This window comes from Streptomyces sp. SID13726 (assembly GCF_010548375.1).
Classification (GTDB): Bacteria; Actinomycetota; Actinomycetes; order Streptomycetales; family Streptomycetaceae; genus Streptomyces.
On the sequence record NZ_JAAGLY010000036.1, the window covers coordinates 18,107 to 43,230 of the forward strand.

Consider the following 25,124-nt stretch of genomic DNA (forward strand, 5'->3'; position numbering starts at 1 on the left):
CAAGCACCGTTAATTCGTAAACAACCGGCATCCCTCCCAGAGCAGGTTTTCAGTGATAAGCACCGCTATTCGCGTCGCCCGGGTGGGCAGTGCGGCCGAACTGGCCGCGGCGGTCCTCATGATGGCGGGCTTCCCCGCCATAATGGTGGCCGCGCTCGTCCCGAGCGTTCCCGCCTTCGCGGCCGCGACCGCCGTGACATACCTTGCGGACCACTATCTGCACCGCCAGGGCAGCTATCTGGTCAACCGCCTCAGCAAGGTGCGCGCCGGCCTGTCGATCCGCTTTCTGATCAGACAGCTCCTGCTGATCCTGCTGCTGGCCCGGATGAACCTCTCCGACGGCCTGATCTTCTACGGCGCCACCGCCTGCTTCATCGCGTTCTACGGCCTCCAGGCCCCGCACGGCGCGCTGGTCACCCTGATCCGCAACCGCCGCCGGATGCCGGTCGCCACCCGCAACGTCGACCTGGCCGCCCGGATCCGCATCCCGGACGCCCCGCCGCAGGGTCTGCTCAACCGCTCCGCCGAGAAGATGCTGCACCTCGACCTCGCGGCCGTGGTCGGCATACTCGTCTCCGCCCAGCTGGACTCGGCGGTGCCCGGATTCATCGGCATCGGCGTGACGATCGCGCTCGGCTCCCTGTACGTCCTGGCGCTGATGCCGTACGTGCGCGGCAAGAAGATCCCGCCGAACGCCGACAAGGTGCTCGCCAAGGTCGACGACTGGCTGCGCGACTACCGCCCCGAGACGGTGCTGTACTTCTCCGGCTCCAAGGACTCCGCCTACCAGGTCAACATGTGGCTGGAGACCATGGAGCAGCTGGACACCCGGCCGCTGATCATCCTGCGTGAGCGGGTCATCCTCCAGAACCTCGCGGCCACCACGGTCCCCGTCATCTGCGTGCCCGGAGGGGTGCACCTGATGAACATGGACCTGTCCACGGTGCGGGTCGCGCTGTACGCGGCGAACGTCGGCAAGAACATCCACCTGCTGCGCGTGCCCACCATGAAGCACGTCTTCATCGGCCACGGCGACAGCGACAAGCTGGCCAGCGTCAACCCGTTCAGCAAGGTGTACGACGAGGTGTGGACCGCGGGCCGCGCGGGCCGCGACCGGTACGCCATCGCCGACGTCGGCGTCCGCGACGACGACATCGCCGAGGTCGGCCGCCCGCAGCTCGCGCCGATCGAGAAGTGGCAGGGCGTGCCGGACGGGCGTGTCCCGACGGTGCTCTACGCGCCCACCTGGGAGGGCTGGGACGGCGACCCGGGTAACACCTCGCTCATGCTGGCCGGCGAGAACATCGTGAAGAAGCTGCTCAAGGCCGACCCGCCGGTCCGGGTCCTCTACAAGCCGCACCCCTTCACCGGCACCGTCCTCGCCAAGGCGGGCGCCGCGCACCAGAAGGTCACCGCCCTCATCGCGAAGGCGGCCGCCGAGCGCGCCACCGACCCCCGCTTCCAGGCCGACGCGGCCGCGGTGACCGCGGCCAAGGCCGAGCTGGCCCGGATCGAGGCCCGGCTCACGGTCCTCGCCGGCAGCGGCGGCGAGAAGGGCGACGAGGCCGAGGCCACCCGGGACGGCGTGGTCGACGTCGCCAAGTACGAGGAGATGGCCCGCCTGCGCGGTGAGTGGAACGCCGCCTACTGGCGCTCCTTCCCGGTGTGGGAGCACCGCGTGGTCACGGGCGCCGAGCCGCGCCTGTACGACTGCTTCAACGTCTCCGACGCGATGGTCTCCGACATCTCCAGCGTGGTCTCCGACTTCATCGCGAGCGGCAAGCCGTACGCGGTCACGGACTCCGCGGAGCTGGGCGAGGAGGAGTTCAAGCGGCAGAACACCGCGGTGCGGGCCGCCACGATCCTGTCCAACAGCGCCGCCGAGCTGGGCGGTCTGCTGGACGCGGTCCGCGACCCGGCGGGCGACCCGCTGGCCGAGGACCGGGTGGAGCTCAAGCAGTACCTGCTCGGACCGGACGAGCCCACCTCGATCGACCAGTTCAACACCGCGGTGGCGAACCTGACGATCAAGGCCGAGGCGCGCAACGTCGGCCAGGAGTCACGGGCGGCGGCCGGAGCCGCGGAGACCGTGGCCTGACCCGGCCCGGCTTGGTCCCGGTCGGACTTGGTAAAGAAACGGCCCGGTTTTCGGGGGTGATCCCCGAAAACCGGGCCGTTCCCGCGTATCCCTGGGCATCGGAACAACCCACCGCGTCCAGGGGGAACAGTGTCCTTTGCGCAGCCTGACGTCACCGTCGTCATCGGGGCGTACGAAGCGATGCCCTATCTGGTCGACTGCCTGGCCTCCGTCGAGGCCCAGACCCTCGACCACGCCCGCATCGAGGTCATCGCGGTCGACGACGGCTCGACGGACGGCACCGGCGAGTACCTGGAGGGGTTCGCGGCCCGCACCTCCCTCGACGTCACGGTGCTCCGGCAGGACAACTCCGGCGGCCCCAGCGGCCCGCGCAACGTCGGTCTGGGCAAGGCCACCGGGCGCTACGTCTTCTTCCTCGACGCCGACGACCGGCTCGGCCCCGAGGCCCTGGAGCGGATGGTCGCGACGGCCGACCGCAACGCCACCGACGTCGTCCTCGGCCGGGTCGAGGGCGTCAACCGCAAGCCGCCCACCGCGGCCTGGCGCGCCACCCTGGACCGCACCGACGTCTTCTCCTCCAACATCAAGTTCACGCTGAGCGCCCAGAAGCTGTTCCGCCGCGCCTTCCTCGAACAGCACAGCATGCGCTTCGACGAGTCCCTGTGGACCGGCGAGGACGCGCTGTTCACCATGGAGGCCTATCTGCGGGCCGACGGCGTCTCCGTCATCGCCGACCACACCTGCTACTACCTGGTGGGCCGCGAGGACGGCAAGCACGTCACGAAGACCGGCAGCCACACCCTGCGCTTCGACTCCGCGCGCGCCCTGATGAACCTGATCGCCGACATGGTCCCGGCGGGCGCGCGCCGCGACGCCCTGATGGTGCGCCCCTTCCTCGTCACCCTGCTCCCGCAGTTCGGCCCGCGGTTCCTCACGGACGGCGAGCCGGTGCGCCGGGAGAAGCTGGCCCTGGCGAAGCCGCTGACGGACACCCACTGGACCGGCGAGGTCGCCCACCGGCTGCGGGTCCACGAACGCCTGCGGCTGCACCTGGTGGCGGCCGGCCGCCCCGATCTCCTGGTGGAGGTCCTGGAGTTCATGAAGGCGAAGCGGACACCGGAGGCGGTGCTGGAGAAGGGCGGCCGCCGGGTCTACCTCGCCTACCCCTTCTTCCGCGACCCGTCGGCGGGCCTGCCCGACTCGCTCTACCTGGCCGAGCCGCGGGAGGCCCGCGAGGTGCCGGGCTACCGGGAGGTCGGCGTCGACCAGCTGCTGCGCCGGGCGGTCCGCAAGGCGCGCCGGGTGCTCATCCCAGCAGCGTGAGCGTCCCGGAGGCCGACCCGGTCTCCTCGTCCCGCCGCTGCCCGGGCACGCGTCGCCGCCTGGCCACCAGACACAGCGCCTGTACGGCCATGTCGAACCGTTCCTGCGAAGAGGGCGAGTCCGGCCCCAGCAGCCGCCGCTTCAACTCCCGCCGGGCCTCCACGAGTCCGTCCAGCTCCGGGTGGCGTACGGCATCCAGCAGCTGTCGTACGCCCGAGCCGTCCGGGGTCAGCACCGTCGCCGCTCCCGCCGTCGGGAACGCCTCGCGGAACGCCCGCTCGCTCAGCCCGCTGGTGTTCGCGACCGCGTACGGCTTCCCGCTCGCCAGGAAGTCGCTGACCACACTGGACACATCGCTGATCAGCAGGTCCGCCCGGTTGAAGCAGGCGTACAGCGTGGGCCGGGCGTCGGTCACGAGCTGGTGCTCCCACTCGGGGAGCGAGGCCCAGTACGCCCGCTCCCAGGCCGCGGTCGCCCGGGTCACCGCGTCCGCCCGGCCCCGCTCCGGCGTGGACTGGAGCAGCATCCGCTCGACCGAGTCGGCGGCGGTCCGGAAGGACGCGGTGGTGAGCCGGTCCAACTCGCGGGTCCGGGAAGCGAGTTCACCGCTGTCGACGGGACGTTCCCCGGCCCGCTCCCGGTTCGCCGCCCGGACCAGCTCGCGGATGCGCAGATCCGCCGCCCCCGCCCGCGGGTCCACCGAGCCGGTCAGCGGATGTGGCTTGTACAGCAGCCGGACGCCCGGGTCGGCCAGCAGCGCCCGCACCAGGTTCTCCCCGGCGGCCACCACCGACGTGTTGCCGGGGTTGCCGTCCCAGCCCTCCCAGGTCGGCGCGTACAGCACGGTCACGGGCCCGGCGGGTGGGCCCTCGAAGGGCCGTACGGCTTCCAGCTGCGGGCGGCCGATCTCCACCACGTCCTTGTCCTCGACGCCGACCTCGGCCGCCGCGTACCGCTCGCGCGCCGCGGGTCCCGCCACCCACACCTCGTCGTAGGCCTTGGCGTACGGGTTGCAGGAGGACAGCTTGTCGCTCTCGCCGTGGTTGACGAAGGTGTGCCTGATCGTCGGGATGCGCAGCACCTGGGAGGTCTTGCCGGAGTTCGAGGGGTGGACGAGGACCTGGAGCGTGGACTGCTCCAGCCGCAGCAGCGTGGACACCTTCGGCAGGCAGACCACCGGGACGTCGGTCGCGGCGATCTTCTGCGTCATGAACCGCTCGCGCAGGATGATGACCGGCTTCCCGCCGAGCTTCGCGAGCGGCTCCAGCCACATGTTGGCCTGGTAGGCGGAGGAGGACCCGCCGGAGAAGTACAGGCCGACGGTGGGGCGGTACTCGGCCAGCCACGCGTCGAACCAGTCCAGCACCTCCTGCTCGCCCGCCGGCCGACGGCCCGGCAGCAGGCGTACGAGAAGGTCGCAGAGGCCGATGAGCGCGAGGCCGAGGGACATCGCGATGCCGAAGGCCGCGCACCGGGGTTCACCGGTGGCCGCCGTGACCAGCAGGCCGGTGGTGGCGGGCAGGCCGTGCACCAGGAGACGGGGGCCGGGGCGGCGCAGCAGGGCGGGCGGGGCCGGGGTGAGGCGGAGCGCGGAGGCGTCGATGTTGCGGGTGACCACCGGGAGGGTGCGGGTGCGGCGGACCAGGACCGAGGCCGCCTGGATCGCGCAGTGCAGGGCGTAGAAGCCGAGCAGCCCCGCGACCAGCACGGTGTACGCCGTCTCCTGGTCCTCCGGGGTCAGCCGCAGCAGGCCGACGACCAGGAGCAGGTCGCGCAGGACGTGCCGCACGGTGATGTCCGCGTGCGACTTGGCGAACAGGGACACCATCCCGCGCTGCCACCGGTGCAGGACGCCCTCGACGACGAGGGAGGCGGTGGTGGCGGCGAGCAGCAGCGGGACGTGCGGACGCAGGGCGGCGGCGGCCTGGGCGACGACGGCGGCGGCGAGGACGGCGGCGACGAGGGCTCGCGTCGCGGTCTGCCGGCTCGGCAGCCGCAGCGCGGACCGAAGGCGGGGGAGGGGTTTTCGCACGGGGGTCACTCCAAGGTCGTCGCGAGACGGACGCCTTGGTTAACGGGTACCGACGTCAGGACGACACGCGCGTGTCCTGTGCCTGTGCGTCACGCGACGGGGGCCACCAGGTCCTCGGCGCGTTCCGCCAGCGCCTTGTCGGCGAGGTCGTTCACGGCCGTGTTGAACCGCTCCATGGAGGTCGGGTGGTCCGGGCCCAGCACGTACTCCTTGAGCTCGCGGCGCTGCGAGGCCATCGGGTCGTGGAGGGGCTCGCGGACCGAGCGCAGGATCTCCGGCAGCCGGGTGCAGTCGCGGTCGAGCAGATAGGCGCCGCCCGCGGTGGTGTAGGCGGCCCGGAACTCCTCGTCGGGCAGGTCCTGGGCGTTGGTCAGGACGTACGGCTTCAGGCTGGCCACGAAGTCGGCGACCACCGAGGAGACGTCGCTGACGAGGAGGTCGGCCTGGTTGAAGCACTCGTACAGGGTGGGGAGCTGACCGAGGATCACCTGGTGCCCGGCCGCGCTCCGGCTCTCCCAGAAGAGGCGGTGCCACTCGTCCCGCAGCTCCTGCCACTCGGCCGCGCCCGCGCCGTCGGGGACCCGCGCGTCCCTCAACTGCTGGGCGTCGTCGCCCTCGTGGCGCCCCGACAGCTCGTCGAGCCGGGCCTGGATCTCCTGGAGCCGGGGTCTCGCGCGCTCCGCCGCCCTGTCGGCCTTCTCGTCGTCGGCGCGCAGCAGCTCCCTGATGGTGCGGTCCGCGGTGGCCGCCTCGGGGGAGCGCTTGCCGGTGAGGGGGTGCGGCTTGTAGATGATCCGGACGCGCTCGGCGAGGAGCTTCTCGATCAGGGGTACGCCCATCGGGATCAGCGAGGTGTGGCAGTCGTCGTCGCTCCAGCCCTCCCAGGTGGGGGCGTACAGGACGACGGGGGCCGGGCCGGGGACGTGGTCGGCGTGCAGCCGGACCGGGGCCAGCTGCGGGCGGCCCACCTCGACGATCGCCTCGTCGCTGATGGCGTGCCGGACCCGCTGGTAGCGGTCCCGGCCCGCCTTTCCGGCCACCCAGATCTCGTCGTACACCTTGCTGACCCGGTTGCTGCTGGCCAGCTTGTCGCTGTCGCCGTGGCCGATGAAGACGTGCTTGGCCTCGGCGACGCGCAGCATGTGGACGTTCTTGCCGGCGTTGCCGGGGTAGAGCACGACCCGGACGCCGGACAGCTCCAGCTCGGCCAGGTCGTCGGCCTTGGGCACGCAGATCACCGGGACGCGGGTGCGGCCGAGGTAGCGGAACGAGGCCCGCTCGCGCAGGACGATCACCGGGCGCCGGTCGAGCCGCTCCAGCGTCTCGATCCACATGTTGACCTGGTACATGAAGTCCCGGGAGACCGCCGCGAAGCTGAAGTACAGGGCCACCTCGGGCCGGTAGCCGACCAGTTGGCGGTTGACCTCGGCGATCACCGCGTCCTTGCGGGGCATCCGGCGGACCGAGCGGAACTGTCCGAGGAGCGCCGCGAGGGCGACCAGGGTGGCGCCGATCGTCAGCGCGCAGCCGGCGTAGGCCCAGTACCAGGTTCCGGTCGCCAGCGCGGTGAGGAGTCCCGCGTGGGCCGGCAGGTCGAGGTGGAGGAGCTTGCGCAGGAAACGCCGGTAGAGATAGGCGGGCGGGCGCTCGGGGATGCCGATCCCGCTCATGTCGAGATTCCGTACGACCACCGGAAGTATTCGCCGTCTGCGAATGGCGTGATGCACCGCCGAATACAGCATGACCAGCAGGAAATGGGCGCTGAACACGGCGAGGCCGACGATCAGCAAAGCATCCGGCGCGTCCATCCGGTCGGCCAGGGCGAGCAGCATCACCGAACGCACGGCGAACCGCATCGTGCGGCTGAGCTGCAACGTCGCCAGCCGGCGGACGAAGCCCGGGGCCTTCGCGTGCAGTACCTCGTCGGCGAGGTAGGTCACGGCCCACGCCACGGTGAATCCCCACAGCGAGGGCAGCAGCGCGAGAACCGGAAGCGCCGCGAAGCCGGTACCGAACAGGACCACCAGAAGGAGTTCGGTTTTCCCGGGAACGCGCAGGACGGCACGGAGCCGACGGATCATCATGGCCAGTTCGACGCGGCATGACGAGAAAGGGTTGTACACCTTCCGGAAGTGAGTAATTCACCTTCCGTTCATGGAGGAAGAGGGTGTGGATCTCCTGGTCCGGGGGTGGTCCGGGGGCTGGACGGATGCGCGCCGCCGCGTCCCCTTCGCGTACATTGCGGACGAGGTACCCGGTGTGACGCGAGGGGACAGGAACACGTGGCAGGGGCAAGGCAGGCCGTGAGCGAGGCCCGCAGGATCGTCGTCAAGGTGGGCTCCTCTTCGCTGACCACCGCCTCCGGCGGTCTCGACGCCGACCGGGTCGACGCGCTCGTCGACGTCCTCGCCAAGAGCCGCAGCGGGGGAGAGCGCGAGGTCGTGCTCGTCTCCTCCGGTGCCATCGCCGCCGGACTCGCCCCGCTCGGACTGCGCCGCCGCCCCCGGGACCTGGCCCGCCAGCAGGCCGCCGCCAGCGTCGGCCAGGGCCTGCTCGTCGCCCGCTACACCGCCTCCTTCGCCCGCTACGGCGTCCGCGTCGGCCAGGTGCTGCTGACCAGCGACGACATGAGCCGGCGCGCCCACCACCGCAATGCCTCCCGCACCCTCGACAAGCTCCTCGCGATGGGCGCCTTCCCGATCGTGAACGAGAACGACACCGTCGCCACCGACGAGATCCGCTTCGGCGACAACGACCGGCTCGCCGCGCTGGTGGCCCACCTGGTCCACGCCGACCTGCTGGTGCTCCTCTCCGACGTCGACGGCGTCTACGACGGCGACCCCAGCAGGCCCGGCACCTCGCGGATAGCGGAGGTGCGCGGCCCCGCCGATCTGGCGGGTGTCCAGATCGGCAGCGCCGGGAAGGCCGGAGTCGGCACCGGAGGCATGGTCACCAAGATCGAGGCGGCCGGGATCGCCGCCGCGGCCGGCATCCCCGTGGTCCTGACGAGCGCGGTGCACGCCGCCGAGGCGCTGTCCGGCGGGGACACCGGGACCTACTTCCACGTCACCGGCAAGCGCTCCGCCGACCGGCTGCTGTGGCTCCAGCACGCGTCCACCCCGCAGGGCTCGCTGACCCTGGACGACGGGGCGGTGAAGGCCGTCGTCGAGGGGCGCAAGTCGCTGCTGCCGGCCGGGATCGCCTCCGTCGAGGGCGAGTTCGCCGCCGGTGACCCCGTCGAGCTGCGGGACGGCGAGGGGCGCGCGGTGGCCCGCGGGCTCGTCAACTTCGACGCCAAGGAGATCCCGCTGCTGCTCGGCCGCTCGACCCGGGAACTGGCGCGGGAGCTGGGAGCGGCGTACGAACGGGAGGTCGTCCACCGGGACGATCTGGTTCTCCTGCGTCCGTGAGGCATGTCTGATGCGTCCCTGGTGAGGTCTGATGCGTCTCTGGTGCGTCCGTCGTGCACTCCTGATGCACCCCTGAGGTGCGATGCCACCGGACCGGACGCCCGAAAACGGGGTGAACGCCCTGCCAAGGGCGTCGCCCTGAGGTGGACGTTCCGCAAAACCGCCCCACAAGCCCTTGCGGCCTGCTCAACTTTGTCTCAGGGACACATTCCGCCCGGCCCGTGGGGGTCGATCTGTGCGTAGAGGAGGCCGTCGTGAGACGAGTGCGCCCTGGGACGGCGGTGTCCGGTGGGGCGGCGGTGTCCGGCGGTGGTGTCGTGCGAGCGGGTGGCGGGGCCGGTGGGTCGGCCGCTCGGCAAGGTGGCGGGGCCGGGGGATCGGCCGCGCGGGCGGCCGGTGAGGAGCGGGCTCTGACGAGTGTGGCCGCCGGTGACCGGTTCGAGGGGGAGAAGCCCGAGGACCTGCCCCGGCTCTGGCATGTCACCCTCAGCGTCTCCGGCGAGGAGGCCCCGCTGAAGGAGGTCCGGCGCGCCCTCGAACAGCTGGCCCACGACCACCCCTTCCTGCTGACCAGCCGCTACGCCAACGACCACGCCGAGATCCGCTACTGGGAGGAGGCCCGCGACCTGCACGACGCGGCCGCCGTCGCCCTGCGCCTGTGGGGCGAGCACCGCCAGACCGCGGGGCTGCCGCCGTGGGAGATCGTCGGTCTGGAGGTCATCGACCGGCAGACCTACCACCAGCGGATCGCGGAGGGCTACGGACCGCCCCCGGCCTCGCCCGTCGGGGTCCACCCGTTCTGACCGCGGGCCCGCCGGAGCGTCCCTTTGGTCCCGTCTCGCGCTGTGGAACAACGGGTGGACGGGCCGTTCCGGCGCACTACCCTTCCGGTATGACCTCGCTCTCGCCGTACGACTCCATGACCCCGGTCGTCCAGGCCGCCTACCGGGCCAAGGCCGCCGCCGCCGACCTCGCCCCGCTGCCGAGGGCCGAGAAGGACGACGCGCTGCTCGCCATCGCGGACGCCCTGGAGGTCCGTACCAGCGAGATCGTCGAGGCCAACGCCAAGGACATCGCCAAGGCCCGCGAGGCAGGCACCAGCGAGACGGTCATCGACCGGCTCACCCTCACCCCGGAGCGGGTGCGCGCGATCGCCTCCGACGTCCGGGACGTCGTGGCGCTGCCCGACCCGGTCGGCGAGGTCGTCCGCGGCTCGACCCTCCCCAACGGCATCGACCTGCGCCAGGTCCGCGTCCCGCTCGGCGTGGTCGGCATCATCTACGAGGCCCGCCCGAACGTGACCGTGGACGCGGCGGCCCTGTGCCTGAAGTCCGGCAACGCCGTCCTGCTGCGCGGCTCGGCCTCCGCGTACGAGTCGAACACCGCCCTCGTACGGGTCCTGCGCGACGCCGTGGGCGGGGCCGGGCTGCCCGCCGACGCCGTCCAGCTCGTGCCCGGCGAGTCCCGCGAGAGCGTCCGCGAGCTGATGCGCGCCCGCGGCCTGGTCGACGTGCTCATCCCGCGCGGCGGCGCCTCGCTCATCCAGACCGTCGTGACCGAGTCGATCGTCCCCGTCATCGAGACCGGCACCGGCAACTGCCACGTCTACGTCGACGCCCACGCCGACCTCGACATGGCGATCGACATCCTGATCAACTCCAAGGCCCAGCGCCCCAGCGTCTGCAACGCCGCCGAGACCCTCCTGGTCCACCAGGACATCGCCCCCGAGTTCCTGCCGCGCGCCCTGGACGCCCTCGCGGAGGCCGGGGTCACCGTGCACGCCGACGCGCGTGTGCTGGCGTACGCGAAGGACACCGAGGCGACCGTCGTCGAGGCGACCCTGGAGGACTGGGACACCGAGTACCTCTCCTACGACATCGCCGCCGCCGTCGTCGACTCGCTGGACAAGGCCGTCGAGCACATCCGGCTGTGGACCTCCGGCCACACCGAGGCCATCGTCACCACCTCGCAGCAGGCCGCCCGCCGCTTCACCCAGCTGGTCGACTCCACGACCGTCGCGGTCAACGCCTCCACCCGCTTCACCGACGGCGGCCAGTTCGGCTTCGGCGCGGAGATCGGCATCTCCACCCAGAAGCTGCACGCCCGCGGTCCGATGGGCCTGCCGGAGCTCACCAGCACGAAGTACATCGTCACCGGGGACGGTCACATCCGGCGCTGAGCCGGGCGGCCCGAGACGCACGAGAGGTGTCTCACAAGGCGGATGAATTTCCATACCGTCTGCCCAAATTGACCCCCCAGGTCTACTCTGGATCCGTGCCGGAGGACGTGGGGGGCACGCCGTTCCCTGACGGCTGGGAGCCCGACGACGACCACGACCGCGGGGTGTCGGACGAAGAGTTCGCCTCCGTGGTCTTCGACGAGGCCTTCGTACGGGCGGCCGTGGTGCACGAGCCGACCGCCGTCGAACGCCTCCTGGCCGCCGCCCAGGCGAGAGCCGAGGCGTCCGAGGCCGAGGCCCGCCGCGCCCACCCCAGAGGCGAGCGCTACGAGGACGGCTACGGCCCCGGCGGTTTCGGCCATGATCCCGACCTCGACGACCTGGACGACACCGAGATCCTCGAAGGCCGCTACGGCGCCCCCGGCACGTACGGCAAACAGGTCCGCTGGCACCGCCCGGTCGCCTGGATGCTCGCCCTGGTCATGGGCATCGGCATGGTCGCGCTGGCCTTCACCGCGGTCTACCGGGGCGCGTCCTCGGGCAGCCGGGACCGGGTTCCGGCGCCCGCCTCGACCGGCCTGGAGCAGGGGAGCACGGTGACGCCCTCGGCGTCCGCGGACTATTCCCAGCCAGCCGTCTCCGCGGTGCCGCGAACGCCCTGACACTCCTGGTGAGAACCTGTCAGAAGTTGTCGCGCAGCAGGGCGTTTACCTGAGCTCCCCCGGACCTACTCTGAAGATATGGGAGGGCCAGCAGACCCACCTGAGGGGACACCCGAGGGCGGCCCCGCAGGTGGTGAGGACGAGTACCGATCCGTCGTCTTCGACGAGTCGTTCGTCCGCGCTGCCCGGCTCCAGGAGTTCTCCGCGCAGGAGCGCATGGCCGACCACGCTCCCGCCGTCCGCCGCCGCCCGCCCCTGCGCCGGGGCCTGTCCCGGCAGGCGCTGATCCTGGTCGTGCTGATCGCCGTCGCCTTCGGCACCGCGATCTACATGGGCGTACGGCACCCCTACCAGACCACCGCGGCCCGGCAGCCCGTCGAGCCCCTGCGGATGACGGTCATCCCGCTGGCCCCCGAGGGCAGGGTCCCCGGCCACCCCGACGCCGAGTACCTGTACGCGCACAGCCCCGCCGCGCAGTTCCGCATCGGCGCCGAGGGCATCCCGCTGCCGGCCTCCCGCCGTACCGCGCACTTCTCGGACGGCCAGGTGGTGAGCGCGCTGACCACGGCCAAGGACTACATCGTGCGGTCCGCGCTCGACCCGGACGTGCTCGTCGGCGACCAGGTCCGCTCCGTGCGGGTCCTGCTCGACACCGACCAACTCGACCAGTTCGACCAGAGCTTCGCCCACCCGGCCGCGGACGGACGGCACGCGCCGACCGGGTGGCTGGTTCGCTTCGACCCCGCCGAGGCGCGGCTGGCCGACGGCAGGATCCGGGTGCAGGGCAGTCTCCAGGCCGCCGAGACCGACTCGTCGACGCTGGAGGTGACGGCGGACCACACGTTCGTGTACGCGCTCCGCCCCGTGGGCGGGGCCGCCGGTGCCGAGGTCTCGCTGTTCACCGTCCGCCGCGAGCTGCACTTCCGGTTCGACCGGGACGATCTGCGGATGCACACGGCCCAGCTGGTCGTGTCGTACGTCCAGGCTGGGCCGCTGTCCTGCGCGGCGGACTCCGTCGGCCGGCTGCACCCGCTGCTCGCCGGGGAGACGGCGAAGGCGGGTGGGCCGGCGGGGACGGATCCGTATGCGACCGGCAGCGCCACGGCTCTGTGCGGGACGTTGGCCAGCAGCGCGCAGCCGAAGGTGTGACCGGGGTTTCACGAGGTCGTTCGTCGGCTGCGGGCCGGTGGGGCTGGTCGCGCGGTTCCTCGCGGGTGGGTTTCAGCCCCCTTCACCGTTACGCGGTGTGTCCGTCGGGGGCTCCTCGTCCCTCGGGGACGAGTTCGAGAAGCCGCCGAAGCCCCTGCGTACCCGGCCGCCCAGGTCGCCCGCGCCGCCCGCGATGTCGTTGACCAGCTTCATCAGCGGGTCCTTGGAGTTCTTCACGTTGCTCGCGTAGCTCGCCGCGGACTCGCGGAAGCTGTCGGTGACCGAGGTGTCCTTGTCCTCGGTGCGGCGCGGGTAGTGGCCGTCCATGATCCGCTGGTAGTCGCGGGACTCGGACCACTTCTTCAGCTCGGCCGCCCGGATGGTGGTGAAGGGGTGCGTGCGCGGCAGGATGTTGAGGATCTTCAGGACGGAGTCGCGCAGGTCGCCGCCGGCCTCGTACTCGTCGGCCTGCTTCAGGAACGCGTCCACGTTCATCTCGTGCAGATGGTGGCCGCCCGCCAGCTTCATCAGGCCGCGCATCGAGGCCTTCAGGTCCTGGCCGACCAGCAGGCCCGCCCGGTCCGCGGACAGCTCCGACTTGCGGAACCACTCGCGCAGCGCGGTCACGATCGCCATGATCGCGATGTTGCCGAGCGGGATCCACGCCACCCGCAGGGCCAGGCTGGTCAGGAACAGCAGGATGGTCCGGTAGACCGAGTGGCCGGACAGGGCGTGTCCCACCTCGTGCCCGACGACCGCCCGCATCTCCTCCTCGTCGAGGAGGTCGACCAGGCCCGTGGTGACGACGATGATCGGCTCGTCCAGGCCGATGCACATCGCGTTCGGCTGCGGGTCCTGGTTGACGTACATCGGCGGGACCTTCTCCAGGTCCAGGATGTAACACGCGTCCCGCAGCATGTCGTTGAGGTACGCGAACTGCTGGTCGGACACCCGCACCGAGTCCGACAGGAACAGCAGCCTCAGGCTCCGCTCGGGGAGCAGGCCGCTGAGTGCCTTGAACACCGTGTCGAATCCGCTCAGCTTGCGCAGCGCCACCAGGGCGGAGCGGTCGGCGGGGTGCTCGTACGCACGCGAGGAGATTCCCGGGAAACGCTTGCGCTGCCTGCTCGGCACGTTCTCGTGACCGTCGTTCTGATGGCCGTCGTCGGACATGTCTTCCCCCATGTGCGTCTTTGGCTGTGCCTCTTCGGCCTCTGTGATCCTTTGCGGACCCTTGTGCGGCCCTTTGCGCCCCCGAAGCAGAGCCCAGCCTAGGCGGAGATAGCGTGGACGGGCAGTACAGCGAAGGAGTCCATGTCATGGAGCACACCCGGGCCGCCTGGCTCACCGAGGCCGCGAGCGCCGCCGAGCAGCAAGGGTCCGGAGATCTGCTCCGGGTCGTCCTGGTCGTGATGTTCCTGGGCTGTGCGTTCACCGCGTGGTTCGTGCTGCGGGGGTACAAGCGGAAGGACGACTGAGGAAGGGCGAAGGTTCCCCGGCTTCCCCCAACGGTGGAGTCGGCGTGATCGCCCTCACGGCGCCCGCTTACGATGGGCCGACATCTTTATCCCGCCCTCACCGAATAGGTACTGCCGAAGATGAGCTTCCACAGCACCGCTGCCCAGTTGGTCACCCTCGCCGCCGAGGGCGAGGAGCACGGCGGAAACCACGAGAGCCTCAACCCCCTGGTGACCGGTGGCGCCGCGTTCGTCATCCTGCTGCTCCTGCTGTGGATCACCACTCGTTTCAACCGCGACCGCTGAGGCACGGAGTGCCCATAGCGGGGCACTCCGGGCCCGTGCCGTCCGCCGCCCTCAGGCCGGGCCGGTAGGGTCTGCACGCATGGGAGAGCAGGACATGCCTACCGGCCCGGGCAACGGCCCGTCGAACCCCGGCAAGCGTCGCCTCGGCGTCATGGGCGGAACGTTCGACCCGATCCACCACGGACACCTCGTGGCGGCCAGCGAGGTCGCCGCGCAGTTCCACCTGGACGAGGTCGTCTTCGTACCGACCGGCCAGCCGTGGCAGAAGACCCACCGCAGGGTCTCCCCGGCCGAGGACCGCTATCTGATGACGGTCATCGCGACCGCCGAGAACCCGCAGTTCTCGGTCAGCCGCATCGACATCGACCGCGGCGGCGCGACCTACACCACGGACACGCTGCGCGACCTCAAGGCCCTCAACCCCGACACCGACCTCTTCTTCATCACCGGCGCCGACGCCCTCGGCCAGATCCTCACCTGGCGGGACGCGGAGGAACTGTTCTCCCTCGCGCACTTCATCGGGGTCACCCGGCCCGGCCACGTGCTGGCCGACCCCGGGCTCCCCGAGGGCGGTGTCTCGCTCGTCGAGGTGCCCGCCCTGGCCATCTCCTCCACCGACTGCCGGGCGAGAGTCGCCAAGGGCGACCCCGTCTGGTACCTGGTGCCCGACGGAGTCGTGCGCTACATCGACAAGCGCGAGCTGTACCGCGGCGAGTGAGCCGAGAGGGGCACCGGTGAACGACCGATACGACGCGGGTTACGGCGGCGATCAAGAGAACCAGTACGAACTCGTCGGCTACGACGAGTACGGCCGACCGGTGTACCAGCAGGTCCCGCCGCAACAGGCTCCCCAGCAGCAGTACGACCCCTACGCACAACAGGGCTACGGCTACGACCCGTACGCCACCGGCCGGCAGCAGACGCCGTACGACACGGGCCACCAGAACCCCGTCCCGCCGTACGACCCCTACGGCACCGGCGACACCGGTCAGCAGGCGCCCGTACCGCCCTACGACCCGTACGCCAACGGGGCCCAGCAGGGCGCCGGTTCGGCGACGGCGTACGACCCCTACGGCCGGGCCGCCGCGAGCGGGCAGCAGCCCCGCGTCGCCGAGCAGACCGCCTACATCCCGCAGCAGGGCGGGCGGACCGAGGGCACGGACACCGCCGGGGCGGGCCATGCCGAGGGCCTGCGGGCGCCGTCGGGTCACGCCGGCACCCAGGCCGGCGCCGGCTTCGGCCCGGCGGCCGACGCGGACCGCGGCGACGGCGGCCGTGCGGGTGGTGGCCGTGCCGGTGGCGAGCATGCCGGTGGCGGCCATGCCGGTCATGACCCTGCCGACGGTGACGAACGGCAGTACCAGACCGCGCAGTTCGCCTTCGTCGAGGAGCCCGACGGTGACTCCGAGGACGTCATCGACTGGCTCAACTTCACCGAGAACCGCACCGAGCGCCGTGAGGAGGCCAAGCGCCGCGCCCGCAGCCGGCTCGTCGCCCTGGTCGTCGTCCTCGCCCTGGTCGCGGTCGGCGGCGTCGGCTACCTCTGGTACGCCGGGAAGCTGCCCGGTCTCTCGGACCCGGAGAGCAAGAAGGGCACCACGATCGCGGCGAGCGCCCAGAACCGCGACGTGATCGTCGTCCACCTGCACAACACCACGAAGGGCGGCACCTCCACGGCGCTGCTCGTCGACAACACCACCACCAAGCAGGGCACCACCGTCCTGATCCCCAACTCCCTCAACCTGACGTCCGACGACGGCTCCACGACCACCCTCGCCAAGTCGGTCGGCGACGACGGCTCCTCCGGGACCCTGGACTCCCTCGACACCGTCCTCGGCACCGACATCGAGGGCACCTGGCGTCTGGACACGCCCTATCTCCAGAACCTGGTCGACCTCGTCGGCAACATCGACGTCGACACCAACGCCGCCGTGCCCGACCCCGCCGCCAAGAAGAAGGGCGAGGCACCCCTGGTGAGCAAGGGCAAGGGCCAGACCCTCAGCGGCAAGATGGCCGTCGCCTACGCCACCTACCAGGCCTCGGGCGAGGCCCAGAACGCCCAGCTGGAGCGCTTCGGCCAGGTCATGCAGGGCGTGCTGCGCAAGCTGTCCTCCGATCCGACGGCCGCGACCACCACCGTCCAGACGCTGGCCCAGATCCTCGACCCGTCCCTCACCGACAAGGACCTCGGCACCTTCCTCGCCAAGCTCGCCGACCTCGCCAAGGGCGGCGACTACAAGACCGCGCTGCTCCCCGTCCAGCAGGACGGCACCCTGAGCGCGGCGGCCGGCGCGAGCGTGGTCAAGGACGTCCTCGGCGGCAAGGCGAAGAGCCCCGACAAGGACGCGGCGGTCAGCGTCTCCGTCCAGAACGCCACCGGCACCAAGGACAACACCGAGAAGGCCCGCGTGGTCCTCCTCAACGGCGGCTTCACCTTCGTCGACGGCGGCACCCCCGCCTCGACCCAGGCCACCTCCGAGGTCGTCTACGCCGACGCCGCCGACAAGGCGAACGCCACCGAGGTCGCCAAGACCCTGGGCCTGCCCACCAGCGCCGTCCGCAAGGGCAGTGCCGCGTCGGGCGCGAACGTCTCCGTGATCCTGGGACAGGACTACAAGCCGGGCTCGTCCTCCTAGGCCCGGCCCCGGCCGGAAGCGGTGTCTCCCGAGGTGCCCCACGTGATCAGAACAATCACGTGGGGTGCCGTCGGCGGTCCGTGAGACCCTTGGTGTCAAGTGACCGCCGACCGAAAGCCTTGTAGTGACCGCCACTGACCGTTCCCTCGAGCTCATCAACGCCGCCGCCCAGGCGGCCGCCGACAAGCTCGCCCATGACGTGATCGCCTACGACGTCAGCGACGTCCTGTCGATCACCGACGCCTTCCTGCTCGCCTCCGCGCCCAACGACCGCCAGGTCAAGTCGATCGTCGACGAGATCGAGGAGCGGCTCTCCAAGGAGCTCGGCGCCAAGCCGGTGCGCCGCGAGGGCGACCGCGAGGCCCGCTGGGTCCTCCTCGACTACGTCGACATCGTCGTCCACGTCCAGCACAGCGAGGAGCGGGTCTTCTACGCCCTGGAGCGGCTGTGGAAGGACTGCCCCGAGCTGGAGCTGCCGGCCGACGCCAAGGCGACCCGCGGCAAGGGCGAGGAGCACGCCAAGCTCCGCGCCGAGGAGGACGACACCGAGTTCGGGGACCCGCGGTGACCGCTCCCGCCGACCGCGAGGGCCGGGGCCGCCGCGTCATCCTGTGGCGGCACGGCCAGACCTCCTGGAACGTGGAGCGCCGCTTCCAGGGCAGCACCGACGTCGAGCTCACCGAGACCGGCGTCGGCCAGGCCCGTCGCGCGGCCCGGCTACTGGCCTCCCTCCAGCCCGACGCGATCGTCGCCTCCGACCTCAAGCGGGCCGCGAACACGGCCGCCGAGCTCGCCGCGGTCACCGGCCTCGACGTGGCCCACGACGAGGGCCTGCGCGAGACCTACGCGGGCGTCTGGCAGGGGCTGACGCACGAGGAGATCATCGCCCGGCACGGCGACGAGTACGCCGCGTGGAAGCGCGGTGAGCCGGTGCGCCGCGGCGGTGGCGAACTGGAGACGGAGGTCGCCGACCGCGCCGCCCCCGTCGTGCTCCGGCACACCGAGAAGCTCCCCGAGGACGGCACCCTCGTCGTGGTCAGCCACGGCGGCACGATCCGCACCACCATCGGACGGCTGCTCGGTCTGGAACCCACGCACTGGGAGAGTCTCGGCGGCCTCTCCAACTGCTGCTGGTCCGTCCTCGGCCAGGGCGCCCGCGGCTGGCGACTGCTGGAGCACAACGCCGGCACCCTCCCGGAGCCGGTGCTCGGCGACGACGACTGAGGGCTCCTCCGGGGGCCCCGGACCGGATTTCACTTTCCGGCAGGGCGCAGGCTAAAGTTCTTCTTGTTCGGCCCGCGGAGCGGGAAGAACGCTCGGGGCTATAGCTCAGTTGGTAGAGCGCCTGCATGGCATGCAGGAGGTCAGGAGTTCAATTCTCCTTAGCTCCACAGATCGACACTCTGTTGAGTTGTCAAAGATCGATTGATGACGATCCCGTCTCCGTCAGGAGGCGGGAGTTTTCACGTGTCTCCTCGTCCTCCGGTGTGTAGACCACGATCCGGCACTCGGGCATCCCGTCGATCGACAGCGACTGGGACGTCATCCGCAGCTCGCCCACCGCCCGGTGCCGGAACGTCTTCACCCTGGGCCCGGGCTGGACCACCTCTCCGCTCGCCCACAGCTCGGCGAAGTGCGCGCTGGCCGACGCCAGCGCGGATATGAAGCCCTCCCAGGCCGGTTCGCCTACATGTCTGCCGTACGAGGACCGCAGCGTCGCCACCATCACCGGCAGCTCACGCTCCCGGTGCAGCAGCGGACAGGCCTCGTCGGACACCGTGAACAGGGCCCACAGCGCGTTGGCCACCCCGATCTCGATGATCTCCGGGATCAGGAACAGGTCCCGGTAGCCGGAGTTCGTCGCCAGGATGTCGTAGCGCGAGTTGTAGACGACGGCCGGGAGCGGGGCGAGGGCGTCGATGATGCCCTGCACCTCGGGGCCCGTCGACCGGGTCAGGCCCTCCGGGTCCGGGAGGAACGGCACCTGCGCGAGCCGGTACAGATGCTCCCGCTCGGGCGCGTCCAGCCGCAGGGTGCGGGCCACGGCGTCCAGGACCTGCGCGGACGCGTTGATCGGCCGGCCCTGCTCCAGCCAGGTGTACCAGGTCACGCCGACGCCGGAGAGCTGGGCGACCTCCTCGCGGCGCAGGCCCGGGGTGCGGCGCCTGAGGCCCGGCGGCATGCCGACGTCCGCCGGGGTCACCCGGGCCCGCCTGCTGCGCAGGAACGAGGCCAGCTCGGGCCGTCGCCGCTGTGTCGTCGTCATCGTTGCGTCCCCCATCGCCACGTCCCCCGTCACGACCATCCTCGGTGCCGCACCCGGCGCTTGCCAGGTGCTGGCAGTACCAGCATCAGCGGGCTCTCGGCACCCGTACCGGGATGTCCTCAAGCTCGACGGCATGACGACCACACCCCGGACGGGACTAGGTCCCGCCTCCGTTCTCCCACCTGACCAAAGTGAAGCACCCGGCACTGACAACCGGGCCCGGCCGCTGCTGGCGCTGGTGCTCGCCGCCCAGTTCATGGCCCTGCTCGACGTGTTCATCGTGAACGTGGCGGCCCCGACGATCGGCACCGACCTGCACGCCTCGGACGCCGAGCTGCAACTCGTCATCGCCGGGTACGCCATCACCTACTCGGTGCTGCTGATCACCGGCGCCCGGCTCGGCGAGCGGTTCGGGCACGGCCGGGTCCATCTCGCCGGGCTCGCCCTGTTCACGGCAGCCTCGCTCGCCTGCGGTCTCGCGCAGGGCGCCACCGAGCTGATCGCCTGCCGGCTGGTGCAGGGCGCCGGTTCGGCGGTGATGATCCCGCAGGTGCTCAGCCTGATCCAGCGCACCTTCACCGGCGAGGCCCGGATGAAGGCGCTCGGTGTGTACTCGGCGGTCATCGCCGTCGGTGCCGCCGCCGGACAGGTCGTCGGCGGAGTCCTGGTCAGCGCCGACCTGTTCGGGACCGGCTGGCGGCCGGTGTTCCTCGTGAACGTCCCGGTCGGCCTGGTCCTGCTGGCCGTGGGAACGCGCGTCCTGCTGCCCCGGGACCGTACGGTGCCCCGGGACCGGACGCGCGGTCTCGACCTGCCCGGCCTGGTGCTGCTCGGCGCCGCCGTGTCGCTGTGCACGGTGCCGCTGGTGCTCGGGCAGGAGGAGGACTGGCCGCTGTGGTCCTGGCTGTCCCTGGTGGCCGCCGCCGTCCTGTTCGCCGTCTTCTGCGGCTACGAGTCCCGGCTGGCCAGGCGCGGCGGCGCCCCGCTGATCACGCCGAGCGTGCTGCGCCATCCCGGAACGGGCCTCGCCGTCTTCCGGATCATGGCGGTCATGGCCGTCAACGGCGGCTTCCTGTTCGTGCTCACCCTGTACGTGCAGGGCGGCCTCGGATACAGCGCGCTGCGGGCCGGACTGTCGTTCGCGCCGACCGCGGTGATCTTCGGGGTCGTCGGACTGACCTGGCGCCGCTGGCCCGCGTCCTGGCAGCGGCTGCTGACGCCCGCCGGGTTCGTGGTCACCGCGCTGGCCGCGCTGGGCGTGGGGCTCGCGCTGAAGGACGGCGGCGGGGGAGGCGCCGCGCTGTACGTGGCGTACGCCGGTCTGGGCGCCGGGCTCGCGCTCGGCTTCAGCCCCACGCTCACCAAGGCCCTGGCGACGGTGCCGCCCCAGTACGCTGCGGACGCCAGCGGGCTGCTCGCCACGGTCGCCCAGCTCGGTCAGCTGATCGGTGTCGCGGGCTTCGGCACACTCTTCTTGAACCGACTTGAGTCACTCGGCCCCTCTGAGGCGTATACCTCTGCGGAGGCGCTTTTGGCGTGCATGTTCGCGCTGACCGGGACCGCCGCGGTGGGCGCCGTGTCCGGACTGGTACTCAGGCGTCGCTGACCGTATTGGTCCGGCCGTGGCAGAATCAAACGGCCGGAAGGGGGCGCGGCCCGACGGGAGGGAGTAGTGATGCCTGCGAGCATCCTCGTGGAGGTCGGCCACCTCCGCGAAGCGGCATCGACAAGGGATACGACGGTCCGCCTCATCTGCCCTTCCTGCGGTTCCGGCCACGTCGCCCAAGTACTCGGCGACAACGGCGGAATCTCCTACGTGTGCACGGCCTGCGGCCACAGCTGGAGCTGATCGATGGGTGCACACAGGCGAAAGTGCGACTGGTGCGGCAGCGGGACGCCGATCGTGCGGGACATGGAGCCGGTCAATCCCGACTACCAGTACTGGTGCGAGGAGTGCGCGCGGGCGCTGATCATAAAAGGCGACCCCATCGAGACGTACCGTGAACTCGAAGGCGAGCCGATCTACGGCCGGCTCCTTGAGGAACACTGCACGCTGAAGCGGTTCTACTCGTTCGTGACGGCTTGACGTCGTCCCTGCCGCCCGCAGGGAAACGATTTGGTGTTCCCCCCGGTGGACCGTGTAATGTTGGCGTCGCCGCCAGGGAAACCGGACGGAACACCGCACGGGGCTATAGCTCAGTTGGTAGAGCACCTGCATGGCATGCAGGGGGTCAGGAGTTCAAATCTCCTTAGCTCCACAGAAAGATCCCGCCGGATCATCTTGATCCGGCGGGATTCTTGCGTTTTCAGGGGCAGTTGTTTCGCATACGACTGTCTCGCGTACGACTGAGGGGGCCGCCCGGATCGGGCGGCCCCCTCAGTGCTGCCTCAGCAGCCAGTGCTGCCTCAGCGGCCCAGTGCTCGCCGCCCGCGGCCCTGGGAGAGGACCGGCAGGTTCCTGGCGGGGGCCTTGTCGCGCGGTGCCTCCTCTTCGAGGCGCAGGGCCAGCGCGGGGCAACGGCGCACCGCACGCAGGGCCTTGGCCTCGGCGTAGCGCGGCACCTGGGCCTGCGCGACCGTCGGGAAGCCGTCGGCGCCGAGTTCGAAGACCTCGGGGAGGATGTCGGCGCACAGGCCGTGACCCCGGCACAGCGTCCAGTCGACGTAGATCTTCTGACGGCTGGGGCCGGTCTCCTCGGCCTCGCCGCCGCCCGGGATGCCCGTCGGCATCTGGCCGCCCTCGAAGAGCGGCAGAACGCCCTCCACGGGCCGTCCGCAGCCGTTGCCGAGGACATGGGCCGCCAGGTCGTCCGTGAACGCCTTGATGGTCGACTCCAGGAACATCGCGGAGCCGTCCGGGTGCGAGCACGCCCCGCGCCGCTTCACGTTCTTGGCGACCTGCTTGAGCGCCTCCAGAGCGGCCGGACCGCCGCCGTTGAGGATGTCCTCCATGCCGCGCGCGGCGGCCGGCAGGCCGAGGTAGCAGGGACCGCACTGGCCGGCGCTCTCCTCGGCCAACCACTGGGCCACACGCAGCGATTCGCCCAGCGGGCAGGTCTCCTGGGTGATCGGCAGGATCGCGCCGGCGCCGAGCGCTCCGCCCACGGCATCCAGGGAGTTGCGGGAGACGACCGCCTCGTTGACCGTCGCCGCGTCGATCCACTTGCCGTGGTAGCCGCCGGTCAGGACGCCCTGCGGGACCGGCGGGGCGCCGGCCAACTGAAGGACGTAGCGCAGCGGTACGCCGGTCGGGACCTCGATCACCATGGGGCGCGCGACGGCGCCGGAGACCGTGAGCATGACGGTGCCGGGCTCGTCGTACAGGCCGGTGTTGCCGTAGCGCTCCGGGCCGATGCGCGCGGCGATGGCCAGCTGCGCGTAGGTCTCGGCGTTGGACAGCAGGGTCGGCGCTCCGCCGACGCCGCTCTGGGAGGCGCTGATCTTGCGGCCGGGCGGGATGGCCGGGCCGCCGTCGATGGAGCGGATCAGCGAGGCCGCCGCTCCGGTGACCATGCGCACGGGGTTGCGCTGCACGCGTGCGCGTAGAGCCGACCTGCGGCCGTTGCTGAGGCCGCGCTCGGCGAGGGCGGCCTCCATGGAGCGCTGTGTGGACTCCCGGGTGACCCCCACCACGAGCGTGCGGGCACCCAGGGCTTCGGCGGCCAGGAGGGCGCCGTCCAGGATGAGGTGCGGGGCACGGTTGATGAGCACCGTGTCCTTGCGGCAGGCCGGTTCGTCCTCGCTGCCGTTGACGACCACGACGGGCCGTACACCGCGCTTGATGGCCGCTTCGGCGACCGAGCGCAGTTTCTTGTGGAAGGGGAAGCCGGCGCCGCCGCGCCCCTTCAGGTTGATGGCTTCGGACAGCTTCGCGAGCTGTTCGCCGCCCATGGGTTCGAGCGGCCCGTGCACCTTCAGGTGCATGGGCAGGTCAAGTCGTTCGACAAGGTCGAAGCCCGACGTGAGCTGAGGAAGACCGACCACGCGGACTTCTGGGACGTCGGGCAGGGCCTCGTTCACCTATAGCCTCCGGAAGGCGTGTTCCAAGGTTCGCCCGAGCCCGGTGAGTCGAAGTCGTACGACTGACCGGACGTCTGATCAGTGGCGGGACCGCTGTTGTACGTGTCGTTCGGGTTGTACGCGCCATAAGGGGTGTTCGACTCACCTGTGTCGCGCACATCACTCGTGAGATAGCTGGCCGTGCCCGAATTACCGCCATAGGTGGGGATGTTGTATCCCGTGTCCTGGAGCGGGTCGTAGGCGGAGGGCGGTGCCTCGCCGACCGGCGGCGGCAACGGGATGGGCCAGCTGCCGGAGGTGCTGCCGCCGTTGTCCACGCGCGGGATGGCCTCCGTGGCCTGCGTGTCCATCGGCATGTCCATGCGGGCGGTCTGGCCGGTGTCGAAGGGCTGTTGCGCGTTCGGTGTCACGGCGCGGTACGCGGCGGCGAACCCGCTGCCCGCGGTCTCGGGTCCCGCTTGGTAGGCGGGTATGGAGCCGGTCTGTCCCAGGCCCTCGTAGCCGGGCAGGGCGGACTCGGAGCGCCGGCCCGAGGACTCGGCGGGGCGGCGGCTCTCGCGGCCCGGAGCGGCGGACTCGGCGGCCCTCCTGGCGCGGCTGGCCTCCAGTTCCTCGCGGCCCGGCCGCTCCTCGGCGCCGAGGAGCATGGCGATCCGGTCGGTGACCCTGCGCTTGAACGGCCGCGGTGCCGCGCGCAGGGCGAGGGCCACGATGACGCCGAGCACGCAGAGCGCGTACATGTACGTGAAGATCGGGGCCTTCACCGCGCGACCCGCGTAGAGCCCGTGGACCAGTCCGGCGCACCAGGCCGGGTAGGCCAGCATGTGCATCGCCCGCCAGCGGGCCGCCACCGGGGCCGGGGAGGCGAAGCGGTTGCGCAGCGCGCCGGTGATGCCGACGAAGATCATGAGCTGGCCGGCCAGGGTGCCGAGGCCGATGAGGCCGCCGCTGCTGCTGAAGCCGAGCCCGAACGGGATGAACGCGGCGATCCACGTCGTGTGCTCAAGGGTGAGTTTGATCCCGATGTGCAGCAGAAGGAACGCGATCGAGCCCACGGCGGTGATCCGGTGCACGCCCTGGGCGACGATGCGCTGGCGGGTGTTGAGGATCAACCGGTCCTGTGCGACGAGCCCCCAGATCACGGAGCAGGTGAGCAGGACAAGCGTCACCACGCCCGCCCCGAAGTTGAGGAAGTCCTGGAGCCAGACGCCTCCGTACACCACGACCAGAGGGATGGCCAGCAGAAAGACGGCAGTCGCCACCCCATAGGCCGACCGGCCCGTCCTGGGGAGCGTGCTGTTACTACTACGAGGGTTCATGGGGGCAACTCCGAGCGGTTCGGGAAGGCGGTCCCGCTGCCGCACTCTAAGTGGCGCCATACCGATGGGTACGGCGTTTGAGTTATTGCGTTGTTATCAAACGACTATGGGGCTGTTGTGATGCCCCTTAGTGGCTGTTACGCGAAGTAATCCTTGACCTTGGTTCAGTTCCTGTCGGATCGGACGATTGCGCTCGACTGCGGCGGCGAGTGCGGCACCCGGTGCCAAAGAGGCATACGTAAGCTCGTCGCGGCTTGCTCAACGGCT

22 protein-coding genes and 2 tRNA genes are annotated in these 25,124 nt (G+C 70.9%); 18 read left to right on the plus strand and 6 right to left on the minus strand.

The window, feature by feature from the left end:
- The first annotated feature begins 52 nt into the window (after positions 1-52).
- Positions 53-2,098: a hypothetical protein gene (locus G3I78_RS43880; protein ID WP_343243995.1), complete on the plus strand. Its 2,046-nt coding sequence runs from the start codon at positions 53-55 to the stop codon at positions 2,096-2,098.
- 129 nt (positions 2,099-2,227) lie between these two features.
- Complete coding sequence (locus G3I78_RS43885; RefSeq protein WP_164435570.1) at positions 2,228-3,421, plus strand: glycosyltransferase; 1,194 nt, start codon at positions 2,228-2,230, stop codon at positions 3,419-3,421.
- Here G3I78_RS43885 and G3I78_RS43890 read toward each other — a convergent pair.
- The gene (locus G3I78_RS43890) at positions 3,405-5,420 is read right to left on the minus strand and encodes a hypothetical protein (RefSeq protein ID WP_164435636.1); all 2,016 of its coding nucleotides are present in this window, start codon (positions 5,418-5,420) and stop codon (positions 3,405-3,407) included. The genes G3I78_RS43885 and G3I78_RS43890 overlap by 17 nt on opposite strands.
- Before the next feature lie 122 nt (positions 5,421-5,542).
- A complete protein-coding gene (locus G3I78_RS43895; protein WP_239158400.1) occupies positions 5,543-7,534 on the minus strand; it encodes a hypothetical protein in 1,992 nt (663 codons plus the stop codon).
- A 222-nt stretch (positions 7,535-7,756) separates the two neighbouring features.
- Here G3I78_RS43895 and proB point away from each other — a divergent pair, with 222 nt between their 5' ends.
- From proB to G3I78_RS43920, 5 genes are all read left to right on the plus strand, one after another.
- Positions 7,757-8,863, plus strand: coding sequence for a glutamate 5-kinase (gene proB, locus G3I78_RS43900; RefSeq protein WP_164435637.1), 1,107 nt, complete (start codon positions 7,757-7,759; stop codon positions 8,861-8,863).
- A gap of 317 nt (positions 8,864-9,180) precedes the next feature.
- Positions 9,181-9,666 carry a hypothetical protein gene (locus G3I78_RS43905; RefSeq protein ID WP_164435639.1) on the plus strand — a complete coding sequence of 162 codons (486 nt, stop codon included), beginning with the start codon at positions 9,181-9,183 and terminating at the stop codon, positions 9,664-9,666.
- A gap of 89 nt (positions 9,667-9,755) precedes the next feature.
- Positions 9,756-11,042: a glutamate-5-semialdehyde dehydrogenase gene (locus tag G3I78_RS43910; protein ID WP_164435574.1), complete on the plus strand. Its 1,287-nt coding sequence runs from the start codon at positions 9,756-9,758 to the stop codon at positions 11,040-11,042.
- Between the two features lie 95 nt (positions 11,043-11,137).
- On the plus strand, positions 11,138-11,704 hold the full coding sequence (locus G3I78_RS43915) for a hypothetical protein (RefSeq protein ID WP_343243996.1): 567 nt from the start codon (positions 11,138-11,140) through the stop codon (positions 11,702-11,704).
- Positions 11,705-11,782: 78 nt separating this feature from the next.
- Positions 11,783-12,853, plus strand: coding sequence for a hypothetical protein (locus G3I78_RS43920; protein WP_164435578.1), 1,071 nt, complete (start codon positions 11,783-11,785; stop codon positions 12,851-12,853).
- 72 nt (positions 12,854-12,925) lie between these two features.
- Here G3I78_RS43920 and G3I78_RS43925 read toward each other — a convergent pair whose 3' ends face one another.
- Positions 12,926-14,026 (minus strand): M48 family metallopeptidase, encoded by a 1,101-nt coding sequence (locus tag G3I78_RS43925; protein ID WP_164435580.1) that lies wholly within the window; start codon positions 14,024-14,026, stop codon positions 12,926-12,928.
- Between the two features lie 146 nt (positions 14,027-14,172).
- Between G3I78_RS43925 and G3I78_RS51400 the strand changes: the two genes are divergently transcribed.
- From G3I78_RS51400 to G3I78_RS43950, 7 genes are all read left to right on the plus strand, one after another.
- Positions 14,173-14,331, plus strand: a complete 159-nt coding sequence (locus tag G3I78_RS51400; protein ID WP_203616347.1) for a hypothetical protein — start codon at positions 14,173-14,175, stop codon at positions 14,329-14,331.
- 120 nt (positions 14,332-14,451) lie between these two features.
- Positions 14,452-14,616: a hypothetical protein gene (locus G3I78_RS51405; RefSeq protein ID WP_203616348.1), complete on the plus strand. Its 165-nt coding sequence runs from the start codon at positions 14,452-14,454 to the stop codon at positions 14,614-14,616.
- 79 nt (positions 14,617-14,695) lie between these two features.
- Entirely contained in the window at positions 14,696-15,334 is a 639-nt protein-coding gene (gene nadD / locus G3I78_RS43930; protein WP_164435582.1) for a nicotinate-nucleotide adenylyltransferase, read from the plus strand.
- A gap of 16 nt (positions 15,335-15,350) precedes the next feature.
- On the plus strand, positions 15,351-17,252 hold the full coding sequence (locus tag G3I78_RS43935; RefSeq protein WP_164435583.1) for an LCP family protein: 1,902 nt from the start codon (positions 15,351-15,353) through the stop codon (positions 17,250-17,252).
- A gap of 124 nt (positions 17,253-17,376) precedes the next feature.
- Positions 17,377-17,820, plus strand: a complete 444-nt coding sequence (rsfS, locus tag G3I78_RS43940) for a ribosome silencing factor (RefSeq protein WP_164435592.1) — start codon at positions 17,377-17,379, stop codon at positions 17,818-17,820.
- Entirely contained in the window at positions 17,817-18,476 is a 660-nt protein-coding gene (locus G3I78_RS43945; RefSeq protein WP_164435594.1) for a histidine phosphatase family protein, read from the plus strand. Before rsfS ends, G3I78_RS43945 begins: the two co-directional genes overlap by 4 nt.
- A 94-nt stretch (positions 18,477-18,570) precedes the next feature.
- Positions 18,571-18,643 (plus strand) — tRNA-Ala (locus G3I78_RS43950).
- Positions 18,644-18,666: 23 nt separating this feature from the next.
- On the opposite strand, the gene G3I78_RS43955 is transcribed toward G3I78_RS43950, so the two are convergent.
- Positions 18,667-19,518, minus strand: coding sequence for a helix-turn-helix transcriptional regulator (locus G3I78_RS43955; RefSeq protein ID WP_164435596.1), 852 nt, complete (start codon positions 19,516-19,518; stop codon positions 18,667-18,669).
- Positions 19,519-19,756: 238 nt separating this feature from the next.
- Here G3I78_RS43955 and G3I78_RS43960 point away from each other — a divergent pair, with 238 nt between their 5' ends.
- The 4 genes from G3I78_RS43960 to G3I78_RS43970 all read left to right on the plus strand — a co-directional run bounded on the left by G3I78_RS43960 (position 19,757) and on the right by G3I78_RS43970 (position 21,776).
- Positions 19,757-21,124, plus strand: a complete 1,368-nt coding sequence (locus tag G3I78_RS43960) for an MFS transporter (RefSeq protein ID WP_343243998.1) — start codon at positions 19,757-19,759, stop codon at positions 21,122-21,124.
- 69 nt (positions 21,125-21,193) lie between these two features.
- Positions 21,194-21,367 (plus strand): hypothetical protein, encoded by a 174-nt coding sequence (locus tag G3I78_RS51410; RefSeq protein ID WP_203616350.1) that lies wholly within the window; start codon positions 21,194-21,196, stop codon positions 21,365-21,367.
- 3 nt (positions 21,368-21,370) lie between these two features.
- Positions 21,371-21,604 carry a hypothetical protein gene (locus G3I78_RS43965; protein WP_003976229.1) on the plus strand — a complete coding sequence of 78 codons (234 nt, stop codon included), beginning with the start codon at positions 21,371-21,373 and terminating at the stop codon, positions 21,602-21,604.
- 99 nt (positions 21,605-21,703) lie between these two features.
- A tRNA-Ala gene (locus tag G3I78_RS43970) sits at positions 21,704-21,776 on the plus strand.
- Positions 21,777-21,924: 148 nt separating this feature from the next.
- On the opposite strand, the gene G3I78_RS43975 is transcribed toward G3I78_RS43970, so the two are convergent.
- Together G3I78_RS43975 and G3I78_RS43980 are read right to left on the minus strand one after the other, a co-directional pair.
- Positions 21,925-23,538 carry an NADH-quinone oxidoreductase subunit NuoF family protein gene (locus G3I78_RS43975; protein WP_164435598.1) on the minus strand — a complete coding sequence of 538 codons (1,614 nt, stop codon included), beginning with the start codon at positions 23,536-23,538 and terminating at the stop codon, positions 21,925-21,927.
- Positions 23,535-24,800, minus strand: coding sequence for a cytochrome b/b6 domain-containing protein (locus tag G3I78_RS43980; protein WP_164435600.1), 1,266 nt, complete (start codon positions 24,798-24,800; stop codon positions 23,535-23,537). The genes G3I78_RS43975 and G3I78_RS43980 overlap by 4 nt, the downstream gene beginning before the upstream one ends.
- Between the last annotated feature and the right edge of the window lie 324 nt (positions 24,801-25,124).